We start from the raw sequence: 22,618 nt of genomic DNA on the forward strand, positions 1-22,618 counted from the left end.
TCCGGCCCGATCAGAAGGCTACGGCGCGGGTCTGACAACGCGCCGTGGTTTTCTGAACGGACCCTCAGTGCGATGATCCGGCCGGTGCGGGCGGCCGGATGTTCCAGCCCGCGACCACCGGCCGGTCGTGTTCCGTGCCCAGCCGGCACACTGTGCCGGTGGCGAGCTGGAACAGCGCGCCCGAGGCCGGGGGCAGACCCAGCCGCCGGGCCGTCAGCACCCGCAGGAAGTGCCCGTGCGCGACGAGCAGCACGACGCCCTCGGTGTTCGCGAACGCGGCGTCCACCTTGGCCAGCATCCGGTCGGCGCGCTCCCCGACCTGCTCCACCGTCTCGCCGGGGTGCTCCGGCGGGCCCGGCGCGACCCCGTCGGTGAACAGGAACCAGCCGGGCCGGGTCCGCTGGATCTCGGGCGTCGTCACCCCCTCGTAGCCCCCGTAGTCCCACTCCCGCAGGTCGGCGTCGATGCGGGCGTCCGGCACACCGATCAGCTCGGCCGTCTCCCGGGCCCGCTGGAGCGGGCTGACGAACGCGGCGCCGATGCGGTGCGACCGGATCAGCGGCACCAGCCGGCGCGCCTCCTCCCGCCCGTGCTCGGTGAGCGGCACGTCCGTACGGCCGGTGTGCCGCCCGGAGCGCGACCACGCGGTCTCCCCGTGCCGGACGAGAAAGAGGTCACCCATGCCGGCCGTCCCTTCCCTGTCGCCGCGTCGCCGCCGACGACACCCTGACACGGCCCGGGGAGGTCCGCAGCCGGAGTGCGCCGTACGGCCGGTACGGGGCCGTTCACCGCGGTGCCGGCCAGGGGTCCACCTGTCCCCCGTACAGGTGGGCCCCTGACGGCCCGAGCCGTACGGGACCGGCGCCGCACGGGGAAGCATGCCAAGGAGCCGCTCCGCCGAGTTGACACAGAGTCGACTCTTGTTGCCATCGCGTCCACACAAGAGCCGATACGGCCACCTCCCGCGCCACGGGACCCGCGGATTCGAGCCGATACGCTTGTTCACCTGTGAAGTACTTCTTCCCTCGCGGCCGCCAGGAGGAGGGGAGGGGCGATGGGAGAACGAGATGCCGGTGACACCCGAGACGGCCGGGAGCGACGTCCTGGACGGGGTCGAGTGCTTCGAGCACTGGCGGGAGGTGATGGGGCGGTCACGGGCCGCCGAGATGACCAGCGACCATGTCACCACCTTCAGCGCGACCGTGCGGCAGGCGCAGCTCGGGCCCGTGGCCGTCCTGAGGACGGCGTTCCCCTCGATACGGGTCAGGCGGACCGAGCGGATGATCCGCCGGTGCGACGACGAGCTCTACCACCTGACGATGCTGACGGCCGGCCACGGAACCGTGGCCTCGGTCGGCCCGGGAGGGACACAGCGGCTCACGCCGGGCCACTTCCACCTGGTGAGCAGCTCACAGCCCTACGATTCCTGGTTCGCCGGCACCCCCGGCACCGGAGGGGCGCCACCGCGCGCCGAGGGGATCGGCATCGACCTCCCGGCGTCGTCCCTGCCCATCCCGCCGCACCGGGTCCGCCACCTGCTCGGCCGGGTGCTGTCGGGACAGCAGGGCACGGGCGCGGTACTGGCGGCGTTCCTGCTCACCCTGGACCGCCAACTGCCCGCGCTCCGGCCCGCCGAGGCGACCCGGCTCGGCGCCGTGGCGGTCGACCTGCTGTCCGCCTGCCTGGCGCGGGAGCTGGACGCCGAGGACGCGCTGCCGGAGGAGACGCGGCACCGGGCCATGCTCCACGATGTGCGCGCCTTCGTCCGGCGGCACCTGCACGACCCCGGCCTGACCCCGTCGAAGGTCGCCGCGGCGCACCACGTCTCCGTCAGCTATCTGCACCGGCTCTTCACCCGCGGCTCGCAGGGCACGACCCTCGCCGCGTACATCCGCCGGCAGCGGCTGGCGAAGGCGTACCGCGATCTCGTCGACCCGGCCCTGAGCGCCCTGCCGATCCACGCCGTCGCCGCGCGGTGCGGAATGCCCCACCCCTCCGCCTTCACCCGCGCGTTCAAGGCGGCCTACGGGATCTCGCCGAGCGATCACCGGCACTACTGCCGGTAGCCGTCGAGGAACCGCCCGATCCTGCTGATCGCCGTCTCCAGCACATCCGCGTGAGGGAGCGTCAGGATGCGGAAGTGGTCGGGCGTGGGCCAGTTGAAGCCGGTGCCCTGCACGATCTGGATCTTCTCGCGGAGCAGCAGGTCCAGGACGAACCTCTCGTCGTCGTGGATCTTGTGGACCGTTGGGTCGAGCCGGGCGAACGCGTACAGGGCGCCCCGGGGCTTGACACAGGAGACGCCCGGGATCTCGTTGAGCTTCTCCCAGGCGATGTTCCGCTGCTCGTGCAGCCTGCCGCCGGGCACGGTCAGCTCGCCGATGGACTGGCGGCCGCCGAGCGCGGCCTGGATGGCGTACTGCGCGGGCGCGTTGGGGCACAGGCGCATGGAGGCCAGCATGGTCAGGCCCTCCAGATAGTCCTTGGCGCGCTGCCGGGGTCCGGTCACGACCAGCCAGCCGGAGCGGAACCCGGCCACGCGGTACGTCTTCGACAGGCCGCAGAAGGTCAGGACCACCAGGTCGGGCGCGAGCGCGGCCGTCGAGTGGTGCACGGCGTCGTCGTAGAGGATCTGGTCGTAGATCTCGTCGGCGAACACCATCAGGCCGTGCCTGCGGGCGAGGTCGAGGATGCCCTCCAGGATCTCCTTCGGATAGACCGCGCCCGTCGGGTTGTTGGGGTTGATGATCACGACGGCCCTGGTCCGGTCGGTGATCTTCGACGCCATGTCGTCCAGGTCCGGGTACCAGTCGGCCCGCTCGTCGCACAGGTAGTGGACCGCCTTGCCGCCGGCCAGGGTGGTCACGGCCGTCCACAGCGGGTAGTCCGGGGCGGGGACCAGTACCTCGTCGCCGTCCTCCAGCAGCGCCTGTACGGCCATGGAGACCAGCTCCGAGACGCCGTTGCCGAGGAAGACGTCGTCGACGCCGACCTCCAGGCCGCGTGCCTGGTAGCGCTGGGCGACCGCGCGGCGGGCGGAGAGGACCCCGCGCGAGTCGGTGTAGCCGTGCGCCCGCGGGAGCATCCGGATCATGTCCTGGACGATCTCCTCGGGCGCCTCGAAACCGAAGAGCGCCGGGTTGCCGGTGTTCAGGCGCAGCACGCTGTGGCCCGCCTCCTCCAGCGCGTTGGCGTGCTCGATCACCGGGCCGCGGATCTCGTAACAGACCTCGTTGAGCTTGCTCGACTGCCGGAACTCCATGCGCCCCTCCGGTTCGTGTTGTTGCTTGGTTTTACCAAGTGCGAGCTTGGAAAGTCCAACAACATGTCTAGACTGCGTCGCATGTCACCTCGCCGAAGCTACGACCAGTACTGCTCCGCGGCCCGCGCGCTCGACGCGGTCGGCGACCGCTGGACCCTGCTGATCGTCCGGGAACTGCTCGCCGGTCCCCGCCGCTACACGGACCTGCACGCCGATCTGCCCGGGGTGAGCACCGACGTCCTCGCCTCCCGGCTGAAGGACATGGAGCGCGACGGGCTGACGAGCAGGCGCCGGCTGCCGCCGCCCGGGGCCGCCCATGTCTACGAACTCACCGCGCGCGGGCGTGCGTTGCTGCCCGTGCTGCGGACGCTGGGGGAGTGGGGGCGGGCGGAGCTGGGCGAGCCGCGCCCCACCGACGCGGTGCGCGCGCACTGGTTCGCGCTGCCCCTGCTGGGCGCGCTGGCGGGCGACGGCATCGTCGAAGTACGCCTGGAGAAGGGCGTCTTCCACCTGCACCCGCGGGAGGAGGCGGGAGCCGTGTACGGCGACGGGCCCGCCCCCCGGGAGCCCGACGCCCGCCTGTCCCTCGACTCCGCCACCTGCGCGGAGATCGCGCGCGGGGAGCTGGACCTCGCGGACGCGGTGCGCGCGGGCCGGGTGACCGTCACCGGGGACGGCCCGCTCGCCAAGTCCCTGCGGGAGGCGTGACGCACCTGCGGGAGGCACGGCGAAGGCCCGCCCCGCCGACGCGGAACGGACCTCCTGGATCAGTGGGGTGACGTACCGTCAGGCGCCGGGCGGCACCCGAGACGGCCGTCCGGAACCCCGCGTCAGCGCGTAGCCGCCGATGCCCGCGAGCGCGGCCAGCACGGCACCGATCCCGGACCACACCCACCGGTCGGACCACCAGCCCGAGGACCAGCCGCCGTCCGGCTCGATGCTCGACAGCACCGCCGTCTTCTTCTTGCCGTCGCCGCTGTCACCGCCGTCGTGCTGCGAGGTGACCGCGATCCCGGGGACCAGCGGCTGGGACAGCGAACCGTCCACGGCCGCGGGGCCGCCGATGTGCTTGGACTCCGCCCGGACCTCGGCGCTCACCGGCAGGCCCAGGTCCGACGCCTGGAGGCCGACCACGGTGAGCCGGATGTAGTACGTGCCGGGCAGCGGGTCGTTGGCCCACGGCTCCGACCAGGCGCGGACCGTGCGCAGGACGCAGGCCAGCTCCACCGAGGCGGTGCCCGCCGCGGCGGTGCGGGTCTGGGCGCCGTACTGGCACGACTGGCGGCGGCGCAGCCCGTCGTAGACGTCGACCTGCCAGGTCTGCGTGGTGTGCTGCTCGGGCAGCTTCACCGTCGCGTGCACGGTGGGGCGCTGACCGGCGTCCGCGGGGAACGACCAGTACAGGTAGTCGCCGGTGGAGGCGCTCGCGGTCGCCCGCTGCCCCTGCTCGATCTCCGTCGCCGTACGGAAGGAGGTGCCCGCCTGGGAGGGGGCCTTGCTGTCGCCGGACGGGCTCGCCGAGGGCGAGGAGTCGGCCGCCGCGGGGGCCGCCGCAAGCCCCAGGACGAGCAGCGCGGCGCCGAACGCACGGGTGAGACGCATCAGTTGGTCCTCCAGATCGCCACGCGCCAGCGCGAGAGCCAGCCCCAGATCACTCCGGCGAGGAAGCCGGTCAGCACCAGGAGGCCGAGCAGCCACCAGCCGCGGCCGAGTCCGAACGCCGCCACGTCGCCCGACGGGTCGGGGGCGCCCACCACGTCCACGGTCAGCTCCAGCGGCAGACCCGGCGTGGTCTTCACCCCGGCGGTCGGCGCGAAGGAGTTGGTGACCTGGAGACACACCGTCTCCGCCGGGGCGTTGTCGTCGTCGCTCTTCGGCTTCGGATAGCGCAGGCCCGTGGAGACCACGTCGGTGCGGCCGGTGCCGGCCGCCTCCCCGCGCACGATCTCCCGCCCGTGCACGGTCACCGCCCGCAGCAGCATCCCGTGGTCGGGGCGCACGGCGCGGTCGTCGGCGACGCTGACCGAGGCCCGAAGCTCCTGGCCGGGCTTGACGTCCACCCGGTACCAGCGCTGCTGCCCGAACTCCTCGCGGTCGGTGTACAGGCCCGACTTGAGCGCGGGCGCCCTGGTGCAGTCGGCGGCGCCCTGGGTGGCGACCGGCGTCACCACCGGGTCGGCGGCGCGGTCCACCAACTGACCGACCCGGTCGGACAGTTCCTCCTTGTGCCGGACGGAGGTGTAGGTGCCGCCGGTCGCGTCGGCGATGCAGCTGAGCTGGTCACGGGTCTTGGCGTCCGGCACCAGGCCCAGGGTGTCGATGGTCAGGCCGATGCCCTTGGCGGCTATCTCGCGGGCCACCTCGCACGGGTCCAGCGGCTGGCAGGTGTCCTCGCCGTCGCTGATCAGCACGATACGGCGGGCGCCGTCGCCGCCCTCCAGATCGGTCGCCGCCTTCAGCAGCGCGGGCCCGATCGGGGTCCAGCCGGTCGGCGCCAGGGTGGCCACCGCCGCCTTCGCCTCGGTGCGGTTCAGCGGGCCGACCGGGTAGAGCTGCGCGGTGTCCTTGCAGCCCGTCTTGCGGTCGTCGCCGCGGTAGTTGGCGCCGAGGGTGCGGATGCCGAGCCGGACCTCCTCGGGGGTCGCGTCCAGCACCTCGTTGAAGGCCTGCTTGGCCGCGGCCATCCGCGTCCCGCCGTCGATGTCCCGTGCGCGCATGGAGCCGCTGACGTCCAGGACGAGTTCGACCTTCGGCGCTGCCCGGCCGTCCGGTTCGTCGGCGACCGCGCCGGCGGGAAAGGCGATCCCGGCCGTCAGGGCGGCGAGCAGAGCACAGACTCCTGCCGCCAGCCGTTGTCTTGTGATCATCGGCGGATCCTATTGACCCGACGGTGGTTGCTCCAAAACGAGCGGCGGCGGCCTACTCCGCCCCCGGCCCCGGCTCCTTGCCGAACAGGCCCGCCAGCCGCGCCCGGTAGAGCACCGCGACCGTGAACCCGTCGGTGATCCGCCCGTCCGCCACCATCGCCTCGGCCTCGGCCCACGGCACCGCGCGGATCCGGTCGATCGCCTCGCCTCGCTCCGGGTCGCCGAAGCCGTCCACCCGGGCGGCGTACAGCTCGACGCGGTGGGCCAGCAGCCCGGTGTCCGGATGGAGTCCGCCGAGCGGGACCACCGCCGTGGGCACCGCCGCGATCTCCTCCCGGAGCTCCCGCGTGACGTTCTCCTCGCCACCGGCCCCCGGGTCCCCGAAACCGCGCACCACCTCCCAGTGCCGGGTCCGCGTGGCGTGCCGGAAGTGCTCGATCAGCACGACATCGCTCTCCGGGCCGAGCAGCGGCAGGACCACCACGCCCGGGGAGGCGTCCGGCGGCGGCAGCAGCCGGTCGTACAGGCCCAGCCGCCCGTCCGGGAAACGCACCGGGTCGCGCAGGTACCACAGATGGCGGTTGGCCGACACCACGCCCGCGGGAACCGGCCGCAGCAGCACCGCGAGCCGGGCCCGCAGGGTCCCCAGGAAGCCCCTTGCCGGCTGCCGTCCGGCCGCCGTGACCTGGCGCCGGGCCCGGCGGACCAGGGCGGGGTCCGTGAGGATGCCGATGCCCCCCGGTTCGTCGCGGAACCACCGCGGAACGGCCCGCCGCAGGGCCTCGTACCGGTTCATGGGATGCTCCGCGGGCAGTGCAAGGGCTGACTCCGGCCTTCTCAGTACTCGGGCAGGTCTTCGTTGTCCTGGGTGGTGGCGGACGCCGTGCCGGTCGGGGCGGGGCCCGACGCGTCCCGGTAGCCGGGCAGGCGCCGCACCAGATCGTGGAACTGGGTCCATTCTCGTTCACTCGCCAGCCGCACGGAGGCGATCTCCCGGGCGAACCTCTGTTCCTGCCGCCCGGCGATCCGGTTGCGCAGCACCAGCTGCACCGAGCCCGTCAGCGAACCGCTCACCGTGAGCGGCAGGACCGAACCCGCCACCTCCCACAGGTCGCTGCCGCTGACGGCGGTGAACACGGCCGCCCCCACGGTGACGACGACCTCCACGACCGGCCGCCACGGGGCGGGTCTGGCCCGCTCGCGCTTCCTGGCCAGCCTGAGGATTTCCGAGTTGAGCCCTACGTAGCGGTCGAAGACCTGCCCCACCCGCTCGTCGAAGGTGTCGGGAGCGGCGGTGAGCGCGCCGAACGCCCGCACGTACTCGTTCCACACGGAGGTCTGCCGCAGCCGCCAGATGTCCTGGAGGGTGAGCGCGTTGACCGCGGCGGGCGTCAGCCGGTCCTGGACCGCGGCGAAGGCGTGCCGCCGCAGGAACGTCAGCAGATGCTCGGGGTCCTCGACGAAACCGGTGGCGGCCCGCGCCTCCCGGGCCTCCTGGAGCACCACGCGCCGCAGGCTGTCGCCGGGCGTGAGCGGGTAACGGCCCAGCGCGTCCGCCAGGTTGACGTTGTAGACGAGGTCGAGGAGCTGCTTGATCTGCGCCGCGAAGGGCTTGCTCCGGTCGTACCTGCCCTCGGCGACATTGGTCCCGGGGACCGTCACGAACTCCTCGTACAGGGCGTTGCGCACCACGGGCCGCCGGCTGACCCTGAGGTCGTTGCTGAAGGCGACCACCTCGCCGAGTCGCCGCCCGAACCGGTCCGCGTCCTCGCGGGCCACCCCCGTCTGGGCGGCCAGGACGTCGATGTCCTTGGCGGTCAGGCCCTGCACCTTCTCGGCGAACGGCTGGAACAGCCGCAGCCGGGTGCTCTCCCGGTTCTCGTGGTCGTCCGCCGAGTCGTCCCAGGACATGCGCACACAGCGCACCCGGTCCGTGGCGGGCAGCCCCTCCAGGGTCTCCTGCCAGGCCGTGAACCCGTCGCGCCGCACATGCAGACGGCCCGGCGGCTCCTCGGCCGGATGCCGCTCACCGAGCAGGAAGGGCACGATCGCCCCCGAGGCGAGCAGCCGCTGGTGCGCCGTGCGGGACTCGCCCTGCTCCACGAGGTCGCAGTTGATCGCGTCGTTGTTGTAGAAGTACGCGCGGTTGATCACGACCTGGCCGGCGTTGATCAGGCTGCGGAAGTACTCGGCCCGCACCTCCTGGCGGCGCAGCAGGCCGACCTGGTCGAGGGACTCGCCCCGCTCGATCATCTGCCGTGTGAGCTGCGCCGGGACCCATTGGTTGTCCAGCGACTGCGCGATCACCGCACCCGGGTCGAGCTGTTCGGGACGGATCGGCTTCATCAGACCGTCACTGCTGTCGACGTCAGTCATCTTCCGCTCTCGGGGCCGTGGGTGTCCGACGAACGCCCCACAGCTACACCGCCGCGGCGTGATGAGGACCACAACGCCGTTGTTTGGCCGGAAAGTTGTCTCATAGCCGGACGGAAGGTCACAGTCCGGTCGCGCCCGGCCGGGGCAGCTCGGTCCAGATGTCGCCGCTGCGGCCGGGGGAGAGCCGCATCAGCGTCAACGCCTTGACGGGCAGCGGCTCCTCGCGCAGGGCGCGGACGTCCGCCGTGCGCGGCAGGTCCGGCAGGGCCGCCTCCAGGGCCGCGCACAGCGCCGGACCGGAGCCCGCCGCACCGGCCAGCGCGCCCGCCACCAGCGAGCCGAACAGCTTGCGGCGCAGTGCGGTGGGGTCGTCGGTGAGGTTGCGCTCGGGCAGCGCGGGGACCGCGATGCCGTGCCGGGCCAGCCGGGCGGGGCTGACCCGGATGTCGGCCAGGTCGCGGTAGACCAGGCGCAGCGGCGCACCGGAGGGGGAGAGCACCACCAGCAGGTTCTGGCCGTGCGCCTCCAGCGCCACGCCCAGCTCCAGCAGGCCGAGACCGGCGGTGAGCGCGAGCCGGGTGAAGCCGGCCAGCCAGGCGGGGGAGTCCGGCAGCCCGGTGCCCGGCAGGGCCGCCACCGGCAGGACGCGCTCGCCGGGACGGACGTACTCCTGCGGCGACTCGCGCCACAGGGCCGCCAGGTCGGGGGAGTGCGCGGTGGCCGCGCCGAGGGTGCGGGTGAGGTGCAGCAGACCGCCGGTGCGGGCCGCCAGGTCCTGCGCGAACGCCGACAGGACCGCCGAGGCGGTCACCGAACCGACCGAGATGTCCCTCACCGACGACGTCAGCCGCGCCGACAGCGCCGTCTTGACGTGCGGGCCGTCCGGCAGGGCCAGGGTGCGCAGCGACATCAGCGGATGCGCGGCGAGCCGGTCGCCCTCGCCGGGCCGCTTGAGCACATGCTCCGCCTGCCACGGGTGCACCGGCATCAACAGGCGCCCGCCGTCCCGCAGTTCCCGCGGCCACTCCCCGGTCACCAGGCACTCCCGGGCGGCGACCGGCAGCAGCCGCAGCTCCACCACAGGCCGGTGCTCCGGGCCGTACGCCAGCTGCTCGGCCACCGAGAAACCGGGCCGGGACCGGCAGTTGGGGTGGAAGGGATGGCCGTCGACCACCCGCTGCTCCCACTCCCAGTCCCGGCCGGGCCACTCCTCCGGCGGGAGCGGCCCCCCGGCGGGCGACGGCCGGTCCGCGCGGGACAGCGCCAACGACGCCGCGCTGTGCGCGAGTTCGGCGGCCAGCGCGCCGCCGTGCGGCACCGCGAGGGCGGTCGTCAGCCGCGCCGGATCGTCGTGGACCTCGCCGTCGAGGCGCACGGCGGTGACGTACGCGTCCGTCGCGTACGGGTCGGCCGGCGGCCCCTCCAGCACCCGGCCGTCGGACAGCCGCAGCACCAGGGCGTCCCGCACCCGCTCCCGGCCGCCGATCCACGGCAGCGGCTCGTGCGCCAGCGCCCGCCACAGCCGGGTGAGCACGGCAGCCCGCGCGCCGGCCAGTTCGCGCGCGTACCGTGGGACGAGGCCGGGACGCACCACGGCCAGTTCCTCGCCGATCTCGGCCTCTGCGGTCGGGAGACGGTGCACGGTCGGGCTCCTCGGGTACGGATCGGACGCGCGGGCGCCACGGTAGCGCGCGGGCAGACATACTGATCACCTTCGCACCGTGTGGACGTATGGAACGAATGGAACGCATGGAGCTGACGCCCCCCACCGACGGCACCGGCGCGTCCGCCGCCGACAACGGCGCGCGCGCCGACGCCCACGCCGTCGCGCCCCTGCTGAACTGCCTGATCCGCGAGGTGGCACACCCCTGCCCGGAGCACGGGAACGGCCAGCCCGAGCAGGCCGGACGGCGCGGACCGGCCGGGCACGCCCTCTACCGGCTGCCGGGCACCGGGCGGCTGCTGCGGGTGCGCGCCGGGCGGCGCCCCGCCGCGCCCGAGGTGGCCGCCGACGGCCGCTGGCAGCGGCTCGGCCACACCGAACTGGTCAAACTGGTCGCCGACGAACTGCGCCGTCACACCGGCGTCACCAACGACGAACTCTCCGCCGAGATGATCGACAGCCGGGAGGCGGTGGCGGCACTGCTCGCCGCCCGGGAGCGGACCGCGCCGCCCGGGGACCTCTACACCCGCTCCGAGCAGTCCCTCGTCACCGGGCACCCCTGCCACCCGGCGCCCAAGGCGCGCGGCGGCGGCCCGGTCACCTCCTGGCTGCCGTACGCGCCCGAGGCGTACGCCCGTTTCCCGCTGGTGCTGCTCGGGCTGCGCGAGGACCAGGTCGTGGAGGAGGGCGACACCTCGGCGCTGGACGCCCTCGGCCAGGCCCCGCCCGGCTACCGGCTGCTGCCCGCCCACCCCTGGCAGCTCGACCTGGCGGCCGAGGCCCTGGCCGGGGCGTTCGCCGACGGACGGCTGCTGCGGCTGGGCACGACCGGCTTCGACGTGCGGCCCACCGCCGCGATCCGCACCGTCCACGTGCCGGAGGCCGACCTGTTCCTGAAGTTCAGCCTGGACGTGCGCATCACCAACGACGTACGGCGGCTGTGGCGGCACGACCTGCTGACACTGCGCCGCACCGACACAGCGGTCACCGCCGCCTTCGCCCGGCTCGGCGGACCGGCCGCCTGGCTGAGCGACCGCGGCCACCGCACCGCCGCCTTCGCCTTCGAGGAACTCGCGGTCGTCGTCCGCGACGGACTGCGGCGGCATCTGCTGCCCGGCGCGACCCCGCTGCTCGCCGCCGCCCTGACCGAGGAGTTCGCCGGCAATCCGCTGGACGGCCCGCTGGATCCGGCGGTGTGGTGGGCGGCGTATCTGCGCCAGGTCGTGCCCCCGGCCCTCACCGCCTTCGCGCGGCACGGAGTGGTGCTGGAGGCGCACCTGCAGAACTCGCTGGTCGCCCTGGACGGCGCCGGGCTGCCCGTGCAGGCGCTGTTCCGGGACGCGGAGGGCGTCAAGCTGCTCTCCGAGGTGGACCGGGCGGCCGGCTGGGAGCGGCTGGTGTACTGCCTGGTCGTCAACCACCTCGCCGAGATCGCCGCCGCCCTGGCCGAACGCCGTCCGGGCTTCGACCCGTGGCCCGCCGTCCGGCAGGAGCTGTCCCGGCACGCCCTGCCCGAGGTGCCCGCCCTGCTGACCGCGCCGACCCTGCCGGGCAAGACCAACCTGCTGCTGCGCTGGACGGGCGCGGACGGCGCCGACGCCCGCTACCGCCCGCTGCCCAACCCGCTGGCCGGCGGATAGGCACCCGGCAGGGCCCGTCCCGGCGGCTCACCCGGTCGGAGGCGGGGGCGGGGCCGCCGGCGGCCAGGGCGGGCGGCAGTACCGAGCGCCGCCGTCGGCCGGCAGCTCCCGCTCGTAGTCGCAACTGGCCACGGCGCGCACCTCCAGCGTCCAGAAGGCGGTCAGGAGCCGCGAGACCGCGTCGATCATCTCGGCGGCCGGGGGGTCGTCGACCGGCTCGCAGACCAGGACGGAGGGCCAGCCGATGAAGTCGTCGTCGGGCAGGCCGTCCCCCGCGTGGTCGTTGCGCCCCCAGTCGGCCCGCAGCGACGGCAGATGCAGGGTCCTGCCCCGGCGCACCGCGCCCGGGACCGCGCGGGCCACCCGCTCCCACAGCTCGTCCCGGTAGGGCACCGCCACGAAGACCGCGCAGTCGAGGTCGCGTTCCGGATCGCCGGGATCCGGGAACCGGTCCGCCGTCACGCGGTCTCCCCGTCGCCGCGCACGCCCGGCGCCTGGGCCCGCGTGAAGCCGTGGCTGCGCTCGACCTTCGCCACGTGCAGCGTGTAGGTCTCGTACCACTGGGCCCGCCCGCGCTTCTGCGCCGCGCGGTGCTCGGCGTCGCCCCGCCACCGCGCGAGGGCTTCCGCGTCGCGGAAGTAGCCGACCGTGATGCCCAGCCCGCCGGGGGTCTGCGCATGGTCCATCCCCAGGTACCCCGGGACCTCCTTCACCAGCTCTTCCATACGGTCGTCGGTCTCGCGGTAGCCGTCCTGGTCCGGGGTCCGCACCGTGGTGAAGACAGCGACGTAGTAAGGGAGTTCGAAAGCCGGGACGGGCACGGCGGGCGCTGTCCGATCACTGGTCATGGCGCCACCGTAAGGCGGGACACGTCCGGAGATCCAGTGTCCGTCGCCGGGGCGGGCGCGCCGGACCGGAGACGGCGCCGGCCCTGCTGGAACCGGTCCGCGTGGGCCGGCGTCCTTCCGTGGGTCCGCAAGATCTACTTCTTCGAAGGACGCGTCCATGACCGGTACGGCCGCCCGCTACCTCTATCTCGCGCGTCACGGCGAGGCGTCGCCGGACGAGAGCGAACTGACGGACACGGGCCGCCGCCAGGCCGCCCTGCTGGGCCAGCGGCTCCGCGGGATCCCGCTGACTGCGATCCACCACGGACCCCTCGCCCGTGCCGAACAGACCGCCCGGCTGGCCGGTGAGCAGCTCGACGGAGTTCCCTGCCACCGTTCCGAAGCGGCGGGCGACTACGTCCCCTACCTGCCGACGCGGGCGGAACTGCCGCCGGAGGCCGCCGATGACTGGGGCGAGTTCCTGGACCGGTTCACGGCCGAGGAGCGCCAACAGGGTCCCGGGCTGGCGGCGAAGGCACTCGCGGAGTTCACCGGGCCCGTCGGCGGAGACGAACCGCGCCACGAACTCGTCGTCACGCACAACTTCCTCGTCGGCTGGCTCGTCCGGGCCGCCTTCGAGGCGCCGAAGTGGCGATGGCTGGGCATCAACCATGCCCACGCGGCCCTGACCGTCATCCGCTACACACCCGAGCGGCCCCCGGCGGTTCTCCTCTTCAACGACACCGGCCATCTCCCCGCCGGGCTGCGCTGGACCGGTTTCCCGCCGGAACTCCACGTCTGAGGCCCGTGGCCGACGGTGGGCCGCCGGAGGAGGCGGCCGACGACGATCGGGGCGGGCACCCTGCCCGGTGGATCCGGTGCCCTTCGACGGGAGTGCTCCGCCTCGGCCCCGTTCCGTTGAGGGCGTACGCCTTCCGCGTCATCCCGGGCTTCGGCGACAGCTGTCCCGATGTGTCAGGGCCGGTGAGTGTTGTCGCCGAGCCAGGCCAGGACCTGGCCGGCATGCCTGTCCGGAGGGAAGATCGGGTAGAAGACGTGCTCGATCACGCTGTCCTCGATGATCAGGGTGAGCCGCCTGTAGAGCGTCTGCCCGCCGGTGGTGAACGTGGGGAGGTCCAGTGCCCGAGCCAGGCTCCGTGCGGGGTCGGACAGCATCCGGAAGGGCAGGCGGAGCCGCTCGATGACCTCGCGCTGGTAGTCGCCGTCCTGACCGGAGAGGCCGTACACCCGGGCGGCGCCGGCTGCGAGCAGGTCCTGGTGGTGGTCACGGAAGCCGCACGCCTCGGCGGTGCAGCCACGGGCGCCGGGGATGGAGTTCCAGCCCTCGGGCAGATCGGTGCCGGGGCGGCCCGTGAGCGGGTAGACGTAGAGCACCGTGCGACCCGCGCCCAGCGCGTCGAGGCCGACGGTGGCGCCGTCGGTGGCACGGAGTTCCAGCTGCGGCATCCGCGCCCCGCGCAGGTGGTCGGCGGCCCCGTCGTCCTCGGGAACGGGCAGGCCGGCAGGCAGGCGCGTGTAATCGGTCATCGGTTCCTCTCCTTCGGTCGGTGACAGGCGGCTGTTGCGGTGGGCGGCCCGGTGCAGGTGCGTCACCAGCGCCGCCCGGCGGGCGGTGAGGCCCTCGATCCGCCGCGTGAGCTCGTCGATGGCGTCCCGGTACCCGGCCAGCGCGGCCGGGCAGTCGTCCGCGTGCCGGTGCCCCAGGGCCAGGCACTCCAGGAACGGCCGTGTCGCCTCGACAGGGATGCCGAGGAGACTCAGCGCCCGGATCTCTCGCGCGAGCCGTACGTCGTGCTCGCCGTAGTCCCGATAGCCGTTGGCCAGCCGCACCGGCGCGAGCAGCCCCAGCGATTCGTAGTAGCGCACCGCCTTGGTCGTCACACCCGCCCGCCGGGCCAGTTCGCCGATTCGCGCGCCTCTCACCTCGAAGAACGCTAAACCTTGCCCTTGAGGGTAAGGTCAAGCGCCCGCGCCCGAGGCGTCCTCCCCGGCTGTTACGCTCGGTCACTATGCGCACTGCACGCCGCAGACCGGGGACGAGGGGTGTACCGCCATGCTGACCGAGGTCACCGCCACCCGCTATCTCGCGCCGCTGCGCTCGGGCGGGTCGGTGCCGGGGATCGTCGAGGCCGACGACCTCGGGACGTACGTCGTCAAGTTCACCGGCTCCGCGCAGGGGCGCAAGGCGCTGGTCGCCGAGGTGATCGTCGGGGAACTGGCGCGTGCGCTCGGGCTGCGGTTCCCGGAGCTGGTGCTGGTGCACTTCGATCCGGCCATCGCCGCGCACGAGCCGTACCAGGAGGTGCGGGAGCTGCACGGGGCGAGCGCGGGGGTCAACCTGGGGATGGACTATCTGCCGGGGGCGCGGGACCTCACCCCGGAGGTGGCGCGGACGTTCCCGGTGGATCCGCTGGAGGCGGGGCGGATCGTCTGGCTGGACGCGCTGACCGCGAACGTCGACCGGACGGTCCACAGCTCCAATCTGATGGTCTGGCCGACCCTCGGGGTCGCGCCGCCGCGCCTGTGGCTCATCGATCACGGCGCCGCGCTGGTCTTCCACCACCGCTGGGACCTGACGGCACCGGGCAAGGCGTACGACTTCCGGCACCACGCGCTCGGCCGGTACGCGCCCGATGTGCGCGCGGCCGACGCCGAGCTGGCCCCGCGGGTGACCGAGGAGCTGCTGCGCGAGGTCGTCGCCCAGGTGCCGGACGGCTGGCTGCGGGACGAGCCGGGGTTCCGCGCGCCCGAGGAGGTGCGCGAGACCTACGTCCGGCATCTGCACGCGCGCGTGCGGGCCTCCGCGTCCTGGCTGCCCACGGACTTCCCCGGGCACGACGAACTGGCCGCCGAGGAGGCCCGGCGCGCGGCGCGCGCGCAGCGGGGGCGGCCGGACTGGCTCAAGCGGGTCCCTGACCTGCACGGCAAGCCGGCCGCGGAGCAGGACTGGTCCGTGCACCTGGGGCGCGAGGACTGAGGAGAAGGCCGAGGAGGGGCGAATGGCCGTACGGCCCGGCGGGGGGGGTATCGCCTCCGGGCCGTACGGCCGTGACGCCGCCGCCGGTCAGCCCTTGAGCTGCTGGTAGGCGGGCAGGGTCAGGAAGTCCGCGTAGTCCTCGTCGAGGGAGACCTGGAGCAGCAGGTCGTGGGCCTGCTTCCAGTGACCGGCGGCGAAGGCGTCGTCGCCGATCTCCGCGCGGATGTTCTCCAGCTCCTCGGCGGCGACCTTGCGGGCCAGCTCGGGCGTGGCCTTCTCGCCGTTCTCGAACTCGACGCCCGCGTTGATCCACTGCCAGATCTGCGAGCGGGAGATCTCGGCGGTGGCCGCGTCCTCCATCAGGTTGAAGATGGCCACCGCGCCGAGGCCGCGCAGCCACGCCTCGATGTAACGGATGCCCACCTGCACGGCGTTGACCAGGCCCGGGTAGGTCGGCTTGGCGTCGAGCGAGTCGACCGCGATCAGGTCGGCCGCCTCGACGTGCACGTCCTCGCGCAGCCGGTCCTTCTGGTTCGGCCGGTCGCCGAGCACCTTGTCGAAGGACTCCATGGCGATCGGCACCAGGTCGGGGTGGGCGACCCAGGAGCCGTCGAAGCCGTCGCCGGCCTCGCGGTCCTTGTCGGCGCGGACCTTCTCGAAGGCGACCTTGTTGACCTCGGGGTCCTTGCGGGACGGGATGAACGCCGCCATGCCGCCGATGGCGTGCGCACCGCGCTTGTGGCAGGTGCGCACCAGCAGTTCGGTGTACGCGCGCATGAACGGGGCGGTCATCGTCACCGCGTTGCGGTCGGGCAGGACGAACTTCTCGCCGCCGTCACGGAAGTTCTTGACGATGGAGAACAGGTAGTCCCAGCGGCCGGCGTTCAACCCGGAGGCGTGGTCGCGCAGTTCGTAGAGGATCTCCTCCATCTCGTACGCGGCCGTGATCGTCTCGATCAGCACGGTGGCGCGCACGGTGCCCTGCGGGATGCCGAGCGCGTCCTGGGCGAAGACGAAGATCTCGTTCCAGAGGCGGGCCTCCAGGTGCGACTCCGTCTTGGGCAGGTAGAAGTACGGACCCTTGCCGAGGTCGATCAGGCGCCGCGCGTTGTGGAAGAAGTACAGGCCGAAGTCGACGAGGGCGCCGGGGACCGGCCTGCCGTCGGCGTCGACGAGGTGGCGCTCGTCCAGGTGCCAGCCGCGCGGGCGGGTGACGACGGTGGCGAGTTCGCCGGCCGGGCGCAGCGCGTACGACTTGCCGGACCGCGGGTCGGTGAAGTCGATGCTGCGGGTGTAGGCGTCGATCAGATTGAGCTGGCCGAGGACGACGTTCTCCCAAGTGGGGGCGGAGGCGTCCTCGAAGTCGGCGAGCCAGACCCTGGCGCCCGAGTTGAGGGCGTTGATGGTCATCTTCCGGTCGGTGGGACCGGTGATCTCGACCCGGCGGTCGTCCAGGGCCGCGGGGGCGGGGGCGACCTTCCAGGAGTCGTCCGCGCGGATCGCGGCCGTCTCCGGGAGGAAGTCGAGGGTGGAGGTACGGGCGATCTCGGCGCGGCGCTCGGCGCGGCGGGCGAGCAGTTCGTCGCGGCGCGGCGTGAACCGCCGGTGCAGCTCCGCCACGAAGGCGAGCGCCGCGTCGGAGAGGACCTCCTCCTGCCGGGGCAGGGGCTCGGCGTCGACGATGGCCAGCGGGGACGGCGCTGGTGCGGACATGAGCTGTCACTTCCTTCAGCGGTGGCACCGGGTGCCAAGGAGTACGAATGGGGCGATTCGCACCCGCTGTGCGGTCGGGTGCTTCTGATCAGTGGATAGTAGTTTCCTTATCGTGGAACTTCAATGGTTTGTTGATGTCGAGATTCTCTGAGTCGAGGGAAGCTGGCGCTCGGTGCCAGCCCGTTCACTCCAGGTGCGCCAGGTCCGCTTCCGTGTCGATGTCGTAGGGCTGCGCCACGTCCGCGCACTCGATCAGGACGATCCGCCCGGCGTGCTCCTTCAGATAGCCGCGTGCCCCCCGGTCGCCGGTGGCACTCGCCGCGATCCCCGCCCAGTGCGCGGCGCCGAAGAGGACCGGATGCCCGCGCACCCCGTCGTACGCCGCCGAGACCAGCGACGTCTCGTCCCGGAACGCCGCCCGCACCCGGGCCGCCGCCACGGCTCCGATGCCGGGCTGGTCCACGAGCGAGACCAGCGCCGCCCGCGCCCCCGAACCCGCGAGCGAATCCAGTCCGGCCCGCAGCGAGGAGCCCATGCCCTGCTCCCAGTCCGCGTTGTCCACGAGCACACAGCCCTCCAGCCGGGCCCGCCGCCGCACCTCGTCCGCCCGCGCGCCCAGCACCACGTGCACCCGCGCGCAGCCCGCCGCGCGCAGCACCCCGACCGCGTGCTCCACCAGCGGCCGGCCCCGGTGGGTGAGCAGTGCCTTGGGCCGGCCGCCGAGCCGCCGGCCGCCGCCGGCCGCCAGGACGAGACCGGCCACCTCGTCATCCGTACGTGTCATACGTCCTGCATACCTGACGGCCCGTCGAACGCGCCGGGCGAGCGAGGCTGAATTTCGGTCCGCACGCTGGCGCACCCCGTTCCGGTGGCGTTTACTGACCCGGGTCCGGGGACTGCGCGCGGCGACGTGCGAGGGGGAGGGCTGTGTTGCGGAGCTTGGAACAGCGGCCGGTGACCGGCGGCAAAGAGGATCCGAGGGTGGTGGGGCTGCGCGCCGCCGTATCCCGTCTGCGTCGTGAACTCGCCGCGCATCCAGGGGAGTTCCCCGACCGCGCGATAGCCGAGGACGAGCTCGCGGCACTCGCCGCGCTCTCGGCGGCGACCGCTCCGGGCATCCCCGAGATTCCCCGGCTGCGCCGCTCCCTGCTGCTGATCGCCGGCTCGATCGGCTCCGTCAGCGCCCTGCGCCCCGGCCTGGCCGAGGTGCGCGCCGCGGTGGACCTGTTCGGACCGCCGCCGCTGCGCTGACGTACGCGCCCGGGGGCGCGCGCCGCACATCGAGGGCTCGCGCGCCGCGTACGCCTGCGGGGCACGTACGCCCGCGGGTCACGTACGCCTCCGCGCCGCGTAAGCCTGCGGGTCACCTAAGCCTGCGGGTCACGCACGCCTCTGCGCCGCGTACGCCTCCGCGCCGCGTACGCCTCCCGGGCGTGTGCGCCGAGGGCGCCGTCGGGGTCCTCCACCCCCGGGCCACCCCCGGGACCCGTGCCTCAGGGCCTGCGCCGCCGTACGAGCCCCTGCTCGGTGGCCGCCGCCACGGCCGCCGTACGGGAGTCGACGCCCAGCTTGGCGTAGACGTGCACCAGATGGGACTTCACCGTGGCCTGGCTCAGGAACAGGCGCTTGCTGATCTCCAGGTTGGACAGGCCGTCGCGGACCAGTTCCAGGACCTCCAGCTCACGGCGGCTGAGCGCGGCGGCCGGTGTGCGCATCCGGTCCATCAGCCGGTGGGCGACCGCCGGGGCCAGCGCCGAACGGCCGGAGGCGGCGGTGCGCACCGCCGCGGCCAGCTCCTGCGGCGGCGCGTCCTTCAGCAGATAGCCCGCCGCCCCGGCCTCCACCGCCGCCAGGATGTCCGCGTCGGTGTCGTACGTGGTGAGCACCAGGACGCGCGGGGCGCCGGGCCGGGCGGTGATCGCCGCCGTGGCCTCCGCGCCGTGCATCCCCCGCGGGCCGAACTGGAGATCCATCAGCACCACGTCGACCCCGCCCTCGGCGGCCAGCTCCACCGCGCGCTCCGCCGTCGGCGCCTCCGCGACGATCTCGAAGTCGGGCTCGGCGGACAGCACCGCCTTGAGACCGGCGCGGACCACCGGGTGGTCGTCCGCGAGCAGCAGCCGCACGCTCACGCGCCGCCTCCCGTGTCCCGGGCCACCGGCCAGGGCAGGGTGACCGCCACCGCCGTGCCCTGGCCCGGCGCGGACTCCACCGCGAACGTGCCGCCCAGCGCCTCGGCGCGCGAGCGCATCGCGGGCAGCCCGAAACCGCCGTCCTCTCCGGCGCGCGGGGACTCCGTCCGGCGCCCGCCCGCGGCCCCCGCGCCCCCCGCTCCCGCGCCCGCCGGCACCGCGTCCGGCACGAAGCCCGTCCCGTCGTCGACGACGTCCAGCGCCACCGCCGTGTCCATGAAGCTCAGCGTGACCTCCGCACGGGCGGCGCGGGCGTGCCGCAGGGTGTTGCCGAGCGCCGACTGCGCGATCCGCAGCAGCGCCACCTCGTACGGAGTGGGCAGCGCCGCCGGGCTGCCGCTCACCGAGAAGCGGACCGCGGGCGGGCCCACCGCGCGCGAGCAGAGCCGTTCCAGCGCGCCGGTGAGTGAGCCGTGCTCCAGGTCGGGCGGGGTCAGGGCGCGGACGAAACGGCGGGCCTCGGTGAGATTGTCCTGCGCGGCGCCGCGGGCCTGCTCGATGTGCGCGGCGGCCGGCGAACCGGCGGGCACCTCGCGCTGGGCGGCGCGCAGCAGCAACTGGATGCTGGACAGGCCCTGGGCGAGCGTGTCGTGGATCTCCCGGGCCAGCCGCTCCCGCTCGGCGAGCGTGCCCGCGGCCCGTTCGGCGGCGGCCAGGTCCGCGCGGGTGGCCACCAGCTCCTCGATCAGCTCGCGGCGCCGCTCGCTCTCCCGGTACAGGGCCTCGTAGCCGAGGACCGTGGCCACGGCGACCGCCGCGCCGAGCAGCGGGCCGATGAACACCCCCGCGTTGATCCGCTCCGCGTGTCCGGCGAACCCGGCGATGGCCGCCGCCGCGGTCGCCGCGACCGCGGGCAGGCCCCAGCGCACCGGCAGCAGATGCAGCAGCAGAAAGTACAGCGGGAACGCCGCCCACACGGCCTGGGGGGAGTACGCCAGCAGGACCAGCCAGGCCGCGCCGAGCGCCGCGAGCCACACCGCCGACCGGCGCCGGGAGCGCAGCACGGCGGGCTGGAGCACACCGAAGGCGAACACCGCGCCCGTGCCGAGCGCCGCCGCCACCGTGCCGGGTCCCGTCGCATGGGCCGCGGCGAGCCCGAGCAGCCCCGCGAACAGGGCGTACAGGCACAGGCGCAGGATGACGGCGACGGGGGAGCGGGGGCGGAGGTCCATGGCCCGTCCAGCGTAAGCGGGCCGGGCGCCGCGCCGGTCAACCGAAAGGTGGAAAGACGGCTGCTCCCTTCGGACCGGCACGAGCGTGCCCCGGGGCGATGCCCGGCGAGGGGTGCGCGGCCGAGGCTTGGGCACATGTTCGTCGCATGGAGAGACCTCCGGTTCGCCAAGGGGCGGTTCGCCCTGATGGGAGCCGTGGTCGCACTGATCACCCTGCTCGTGGGGCTGCTGTCCGGGCTGACCGCCGGGCTTGCCGAGGAGAACACCTCGGCGGTGAAGGGGCTGTCCGCCGACCATCTCGCCTTCGCCGCGCCGCCGGCCGGGCAGGCGGTGTCGTTCACCGGCTCGTCGCTCGCCCCCGAGGCCGTGGACCGGTGGTCCCGGCGGGTGCCGTACGCCGAACCGGTCGCGATCCGCACCGTCGACGCCACCGCCGAGGCGGGCACGGGCGCGGGCACCGGCGCGGGCACCGGCGCGGGCGGGCGCAGGGCGGCGCTGGCGGTGTTCGCCGTACGCCCCGCCTCCGGACTCGCCCCGTCCGGCGTCGCGCCCGGACACGCGGTGCTGTCGGCCGGGGCGGCCGCCGCGCTGGGCGCCGGTGCCGGGGACCGGATCCGGCTCGGCGAGCGGTCCTGGACGGTGGCGGCCGTCTCCGGGCGCTCCTCCTACAGCCATGTGCCCGTGGTGTGGACGGCGTGGGACGGCGGCCGGGCGACCGTGATCGCGCTGCGCGCGCACGGCGCCGACCTGGCCGCCGGGGACCGCGCCGCCGGCACCCGCACGCTCACCAGGGACGACGCCCTGACGGCCATCGGCTCCTACCAGGCGGAGAACGGCTCCCTGCAACTGATGCGCGGCTTCCTCTTCGTCATCTCCGCGCTGGTCGTCGGGGCCTTCTTCACGGTGTGGACGATCCAGCGCTCGCCCGACATCGCCGTGCTCAAGGCGCTCGGCGCCTCCACCCGCCATCTGCTGGCCGACGCCCTGGGGCAGGCGCTGGTCCTGCTGGCCGCGGGCACCGCGCTGGGCACCGGGCTGGCCTGCCTGGCGGGCGCGCTGGTGCGCGGTGGGACGGTGCCCTTCGTGCTCGACCTGCCCACCGTCCTGGTGCCCGCCGCGGTGATGACCGCCCTCGGTGCGCTGGGCGCGGGACTGTCCGTGCGGCGGATCACCGCCGTCGATCCGCTGACCGCGCTGGGAGGCGTGCGATGAGCCTGCTGCTGGACGACGTGACCCTGACCTACCCCGACGGCGACAGCCGGCTGACCGCGCTGGACCGGGTGAGCCTGGAGGTGCCCGCGGGCACGGTCACGGCCGTGGCCGGGCCCTCCGGATCGGGCAAGTCGAGCCTGCTCGCGGTCGCGGCCACGCTCATCACCCCGGACAGCGGAAGCGTGCGGGTGGCGGGCGTGCCCACCGGGCTGCTGAGCGCCGCCGAGCGGGCCGTACTGCGCCGCCGCGACATCGGGATCGTCTTCCAGCAGCCGAACCTGCTGCCGTCCTTGACGGCGCTGGAGCAGCTGGAGCTGATGGCCCGCCTGGACGGCCGCCGGGCGGCGGGCTCCCGCGCCCGGGACCTGCTGGCCGCGGTCGGCCTCGCCGATCAGGCGCACCGCCGCCCGCACCAGCTCTCCGGCGGCCAGCGGCAGCGGGTGAACATCGCCCGCGCGCTGATGAACGAGCCCTCGGTGCTGCTCGTCGACGAACCCACCAGCGCCCTGGACCAGGAACGCGGCGCGGCCGTCCTCGGCCTGCTGACCCGTCTCACCCGCGACCGGGGCACCGCCACGGTCCTGGTCACCCACGACCGCGCCCACCTCGACGCCGTGGACGCGGTACGGGAGATGCGGGACGGACGGCTCACCGCGGCGGCGGCGACCACCGCCTGAGGGCATCGGCCCCCGGCGT

The 22,618-nt window shown here is 74.0% G+C and carries 22 protein-coding genes; 8 read left to right on the top strand and 14 right to left on the bottom strand.

Annotated features, from left to right (window positions below; all coding sequences use genetic code 11):
• Positions 1-64: 64 nt before the first annotated feature.
• Entirely contained in the window at positions 65-682 is a 618-nt protein-coding gene (locus R4Z62_RS27725) for a histidine phosphatase family protein (RefSeq protein WP_389598908.1), read from the bottom strand.
• A 385-nt stretch (positions 683-1,067) separates the two neighbouring features.
• Here R4Z62_RS27725 and R4Z62_RS27730 point away from each other — a divergent pair, with 385 nt between their 5' ends.
• Positions 1,068-2,066 carry an AraC family transcriptional regulator gene (locus R4Z62_RS27730; RefSeq protein ID WP_491521202.1) on the top strand — a complete coding sequence of 333 codons (999 nt, stop codon included), beginning with the start codon at positions 1,068-1,070 and terminating at the stop codon, positions 2,064-2,066.
• Here R4Z62_RS27730 and R4Z62_RS27735 read toward each other — a convergent pair.
• Positions 2,054-3,262: a pyridoxal phosphate-dependent aminotransferase gene (locus tag R4Z62_RS27735; RefSeq protein WP_491521203.1), complete on the bottom strand. Its 1,209-nt coding sequence runs from the start codon at positions 3,260-3,262 to the stop codon at positions 2,054-2,056. The genes R4Z62_RS27730 and R4Z62_RS27735 overlap by 13 nt on opposite strands.
• 81 nt (positions 3,263-3,343) lie before the next feature.
• Here R4Z62_RS27735 and R4Z62_RS27740 point away from each other — a divergent pair, with 81 nt between their 5' ends.
• Positions 3,344-3,970 (top strand): winged helix-turn-helix transcriptional regulator, encoded by a 627-nt coding sequence (locus tag R4Z62_RS27740; protein ID WP_064535964.1) that lies wholly within the window; start codon positions 3,344-3,346, stop codon positions 3,968-3,970.
• A 78-nt stretch (positions 3,971-4,048) separates the two neighbouring features.
• Here the strand turns inward: R4Z62_RS27740 and R4Z62_RS27745 are convergent, their stop codons facing one another.
• The 5 genes from R4Z62_RS27745 to R4Z62_RS27765 form a co-directional block, all read right to left on the bottom strand.
• Positions 4,049-4,864, bottom strand: a complete 816-nt coding sequence (locus R4Z62_RS27745; protein ID WP_491521204.1) for a hypothetical protein — start codon at positions 4,862-4,864, stop codon at positions 4,049-4,051.
• On the bottom strand, positions 4,864-6,129 hold the full coding sequence (locus R4Z62_RS27750) for a VWA domain-containing protein (protein WP_491521205.1): 1,266 nt from the start codon (positions 6,127-6,129) through the stop codon (positions 4,864-4,866). Before R4Z62_RS27750 ends, R4Z62_RS27745 begins: the two co-directional genes overlap by 1 nt.
• 52 nt (positions 6,130-6,181) lie before the next feature.
• Entirely contained in the window at positions 6,182-6,925 is a 744-nt protein-coding gene (locus R4Z62_RS27755) for an NUDIX hydrolase (protein WP_491521206.1), read from the bottom strand.
• 41 nt (positions 6,926-6,966) lie between these two features.
• On the bottom strand, positions 6,967-8,505 hold the full coding sequence (locus R4Z62_RS27760) for a hypothetical protein (RefSeq protein WP_491521207.1): 1,539 nt from the start codon (positions 8,503-8,505) through the stop codon (positions 6,967-6,969).
• 118 nt (positions 8,506-8,623) lie between these two features.
• Complete coding sequence (locus R4Z62_RS27765) at positions 8,624-10,147, bottom strand: IucA/IucC family protein (protein WP_491521208.1); 1,524 nt, start codon at positions 10,145-10,147, stop codon at positions 8,624-8,626.
• A 98-nt stretch (positions 10,148-10,245) separates the two neighbouring features.
• Here R4Z62_RS27765 and R4Z62_RS27770 point away from each other — a divergent pair, with 98 nt between their 5' ends.
• Positions 10,246-11,808 (top strand): IucA/IucC family protein, encoded by a 1,563-nt coding sequence (locus R4Z62_RS27770; protein ID WP_491521933.1) that lies wholly within the window; start codon positions 10,246-10,248, stop codon positions 11,806-11,808.
• A gap of 27 nt (positions 11,809-11,835) precedes the next feature.
• On the opposite strand, the gene R4Z62_RS27775 is transcribed toward R4Z62_RS27770, so the two are convergent.
• Together R4Z62_RS27775 and R4Z62_RS27780 are read right to left on the bottom strand one after the other, a co-directional pair.
• Entirely contained in the window at positions 11,836-12,270 is a 435-nt protein-coding gene (locus tag R4Z62_RS27775) for a hypothetical protein (RefSeq protein ID WP_491521209.1), read from the bottom strand.
• On the bottom strand, positions 12,267-12,656 hold the full coding sequence (locus R4Z62_RS27780; protein ID WP_491521210.1) for an antibiotic biosynthesis monooxygenase family protein: 390 nt from the start codon (positions 12,654-12,656) through the stop codon (positions 12,267-12,269). Before R4Z62_RS27780 ends, R4Z62_RS27775 begins: the two co-directional genes overlap by 4 nt.
• A 157-nt stretch (positions 12,657-12,813) precedes the next feature.
• Between R4Z62_RS27780 and R4Z62_RS27785 the strand changes: the two genes are divergently transcribed.
• Positions 12,814-13,437 carry a histidine phosphatase family protein gene (locus R4Z62_RS27785; RefSeq protein WP_491521211.1) on the top strand — a complete coding sequence of 208 codons (624 nt, stop codon included), beginning with the start codon at positions 12,814-12,816 and terminating at the stop codon, positions 13,435-13,437.
• Between the two features lie 173 nt (positions 13,438-13,610).
• Here R4Z62_RS27785 and R4Z62_RS27790 read toward each other — a convergent pair whose 3' ends face one another.
• On the bottom strand, positions 13,611-14,579 hold the full coding sequence (locus tag R4Z62_RS27790) for a MerR family DNA-binding transcriptional regulator (RefSeq protein WP_491521212.1): 969 nt from the start codon (positions 14,577-14,579) through the stop codon (positions 13,611-13,613).
• Between the two features lie 130 nt (positions 14,580-14,709).
• Here R4Z62_RS27790 and R4Z62_RS27795 point away from each other — a divergent pair, with 130 nt between their 5' ends.
• Positions 14,710-15,633, top strand: a complete 924-nt coding sequence (locus tag R4Z62_RS27795) for a HipA family kinase (protein ID WP_491521213.1) — start codon at positions 14,710-14,712, stop codon at positions 15,631-15,633.
• A gap of 87 nt (positions 15,634-15,720) precedes the next feature.
• On the opposite strand, the gene aceB is transcribed toward R4Z62_RS27795, so the two are convergent.
• Together aceB and R4Z62_RS27805 are read right to left on the bottom strand one after the other, a co-directional pair.
• The gene (gene aceB / locus R4Z62_RS27800) at positions 15,721-17,346 is read right to left on the bottom strand and encodes a malate synthase A (RefSeq protein WP_064535976.1); all 1,626 of its coding nucleotides are present in this window, start codon (positions 17,344-17,346) and stop codon (positions 15,721-15,723) included.
• Positions 17,347-17,530: 184 nt separating this feature from the next.
• Entirely contained in the window at positions 17,531-18,130 is a 600-nt protein-coding gene (locus R4Z62_RS27805; RefSeq protein ID WP_491521214.1) for a nucleotidyltransferase family protein, read from the bottom strand.
• Positions 18,131-18,300: 170 nt separating this feature from the next.
• On the opposite strand from R4Z62_RS27805, the gene R4Z62_RS27810 reads away from it, so the two are divergent.
• Positions 18,301-18,597: a DUF5955 family protein gene (locus R4Z62_RS27810; protein ID WP_173860907.1), complete on the top strand. Its 297-nt coding sequence runs from the start codon at positions 18,301-18,303 to the stop codon at positions 18,595-18,597.
• Between the two features lie 242 nt (positions 18,598-18,839).
• Here the strand turns inward: R4Z62_RS27810 and R4Z62_RS27815 are convergent, their stop codons facing one another.
• The gene (locus R4Z62_RS27815) at positions 18,840-19,478 is read right to left on the bottom strand and encodes a response regulator (RefSeq protein WP_064535979.1); all 639 of its coding nucleotides are present in this window, start codon (positions 19,476-19,478) and stop codon (positions 18,840-18,842) included.
• Entirely contained in the window at positions 19,475-20,710 is a 1,236-nt protein-coding gene (locus R4Z62_RS27820; protein WP_491521215.1) for a sensor histidine kinase, read from the bottom strand. Before R4Z62_RS27820 ends, R4Z62_RS27815 begins: the two co-directional genes overlap by 4 nt.
• Before the next feature lie 135 nt (positions 20,711-20,845).
• Between R4Z62_RS27820 and R4Z62_RS27825 the strand changes: the two genes are divergently transcribed.
• Positions 20,846-21,922 carry an ABC transporter permease gene (locus R4Z62_RS27825; RefSeq protein WP_491521216.1) on the top strand — a complete coding sequence of 359 codons (1,077 nt, stop codon included), beginning with the start codon at positions 20,846-20,848 and terminating at the stop codon, positions 21,920-21,922.
• Entirely contained in the window at positions 21,919-22,599 is a 681-nt protein-coding gene (locus R4Z62_RS27830; protein ID WP_491521217.1) for an ABC transporter ATP-binding protein, read from the top strand. The genes R4Z62_RS27825 and R4Z62_RS27830 overlap by 4 nt, the downstream gene beginning before the upstream one ends.
• The last annotated feature ends 19 nt before the right edge of the window (positions 22,600-22,618 follow it).

It is taken from the genome of Streptomyces sp. PL-25 (assembly GCF_058344915.1).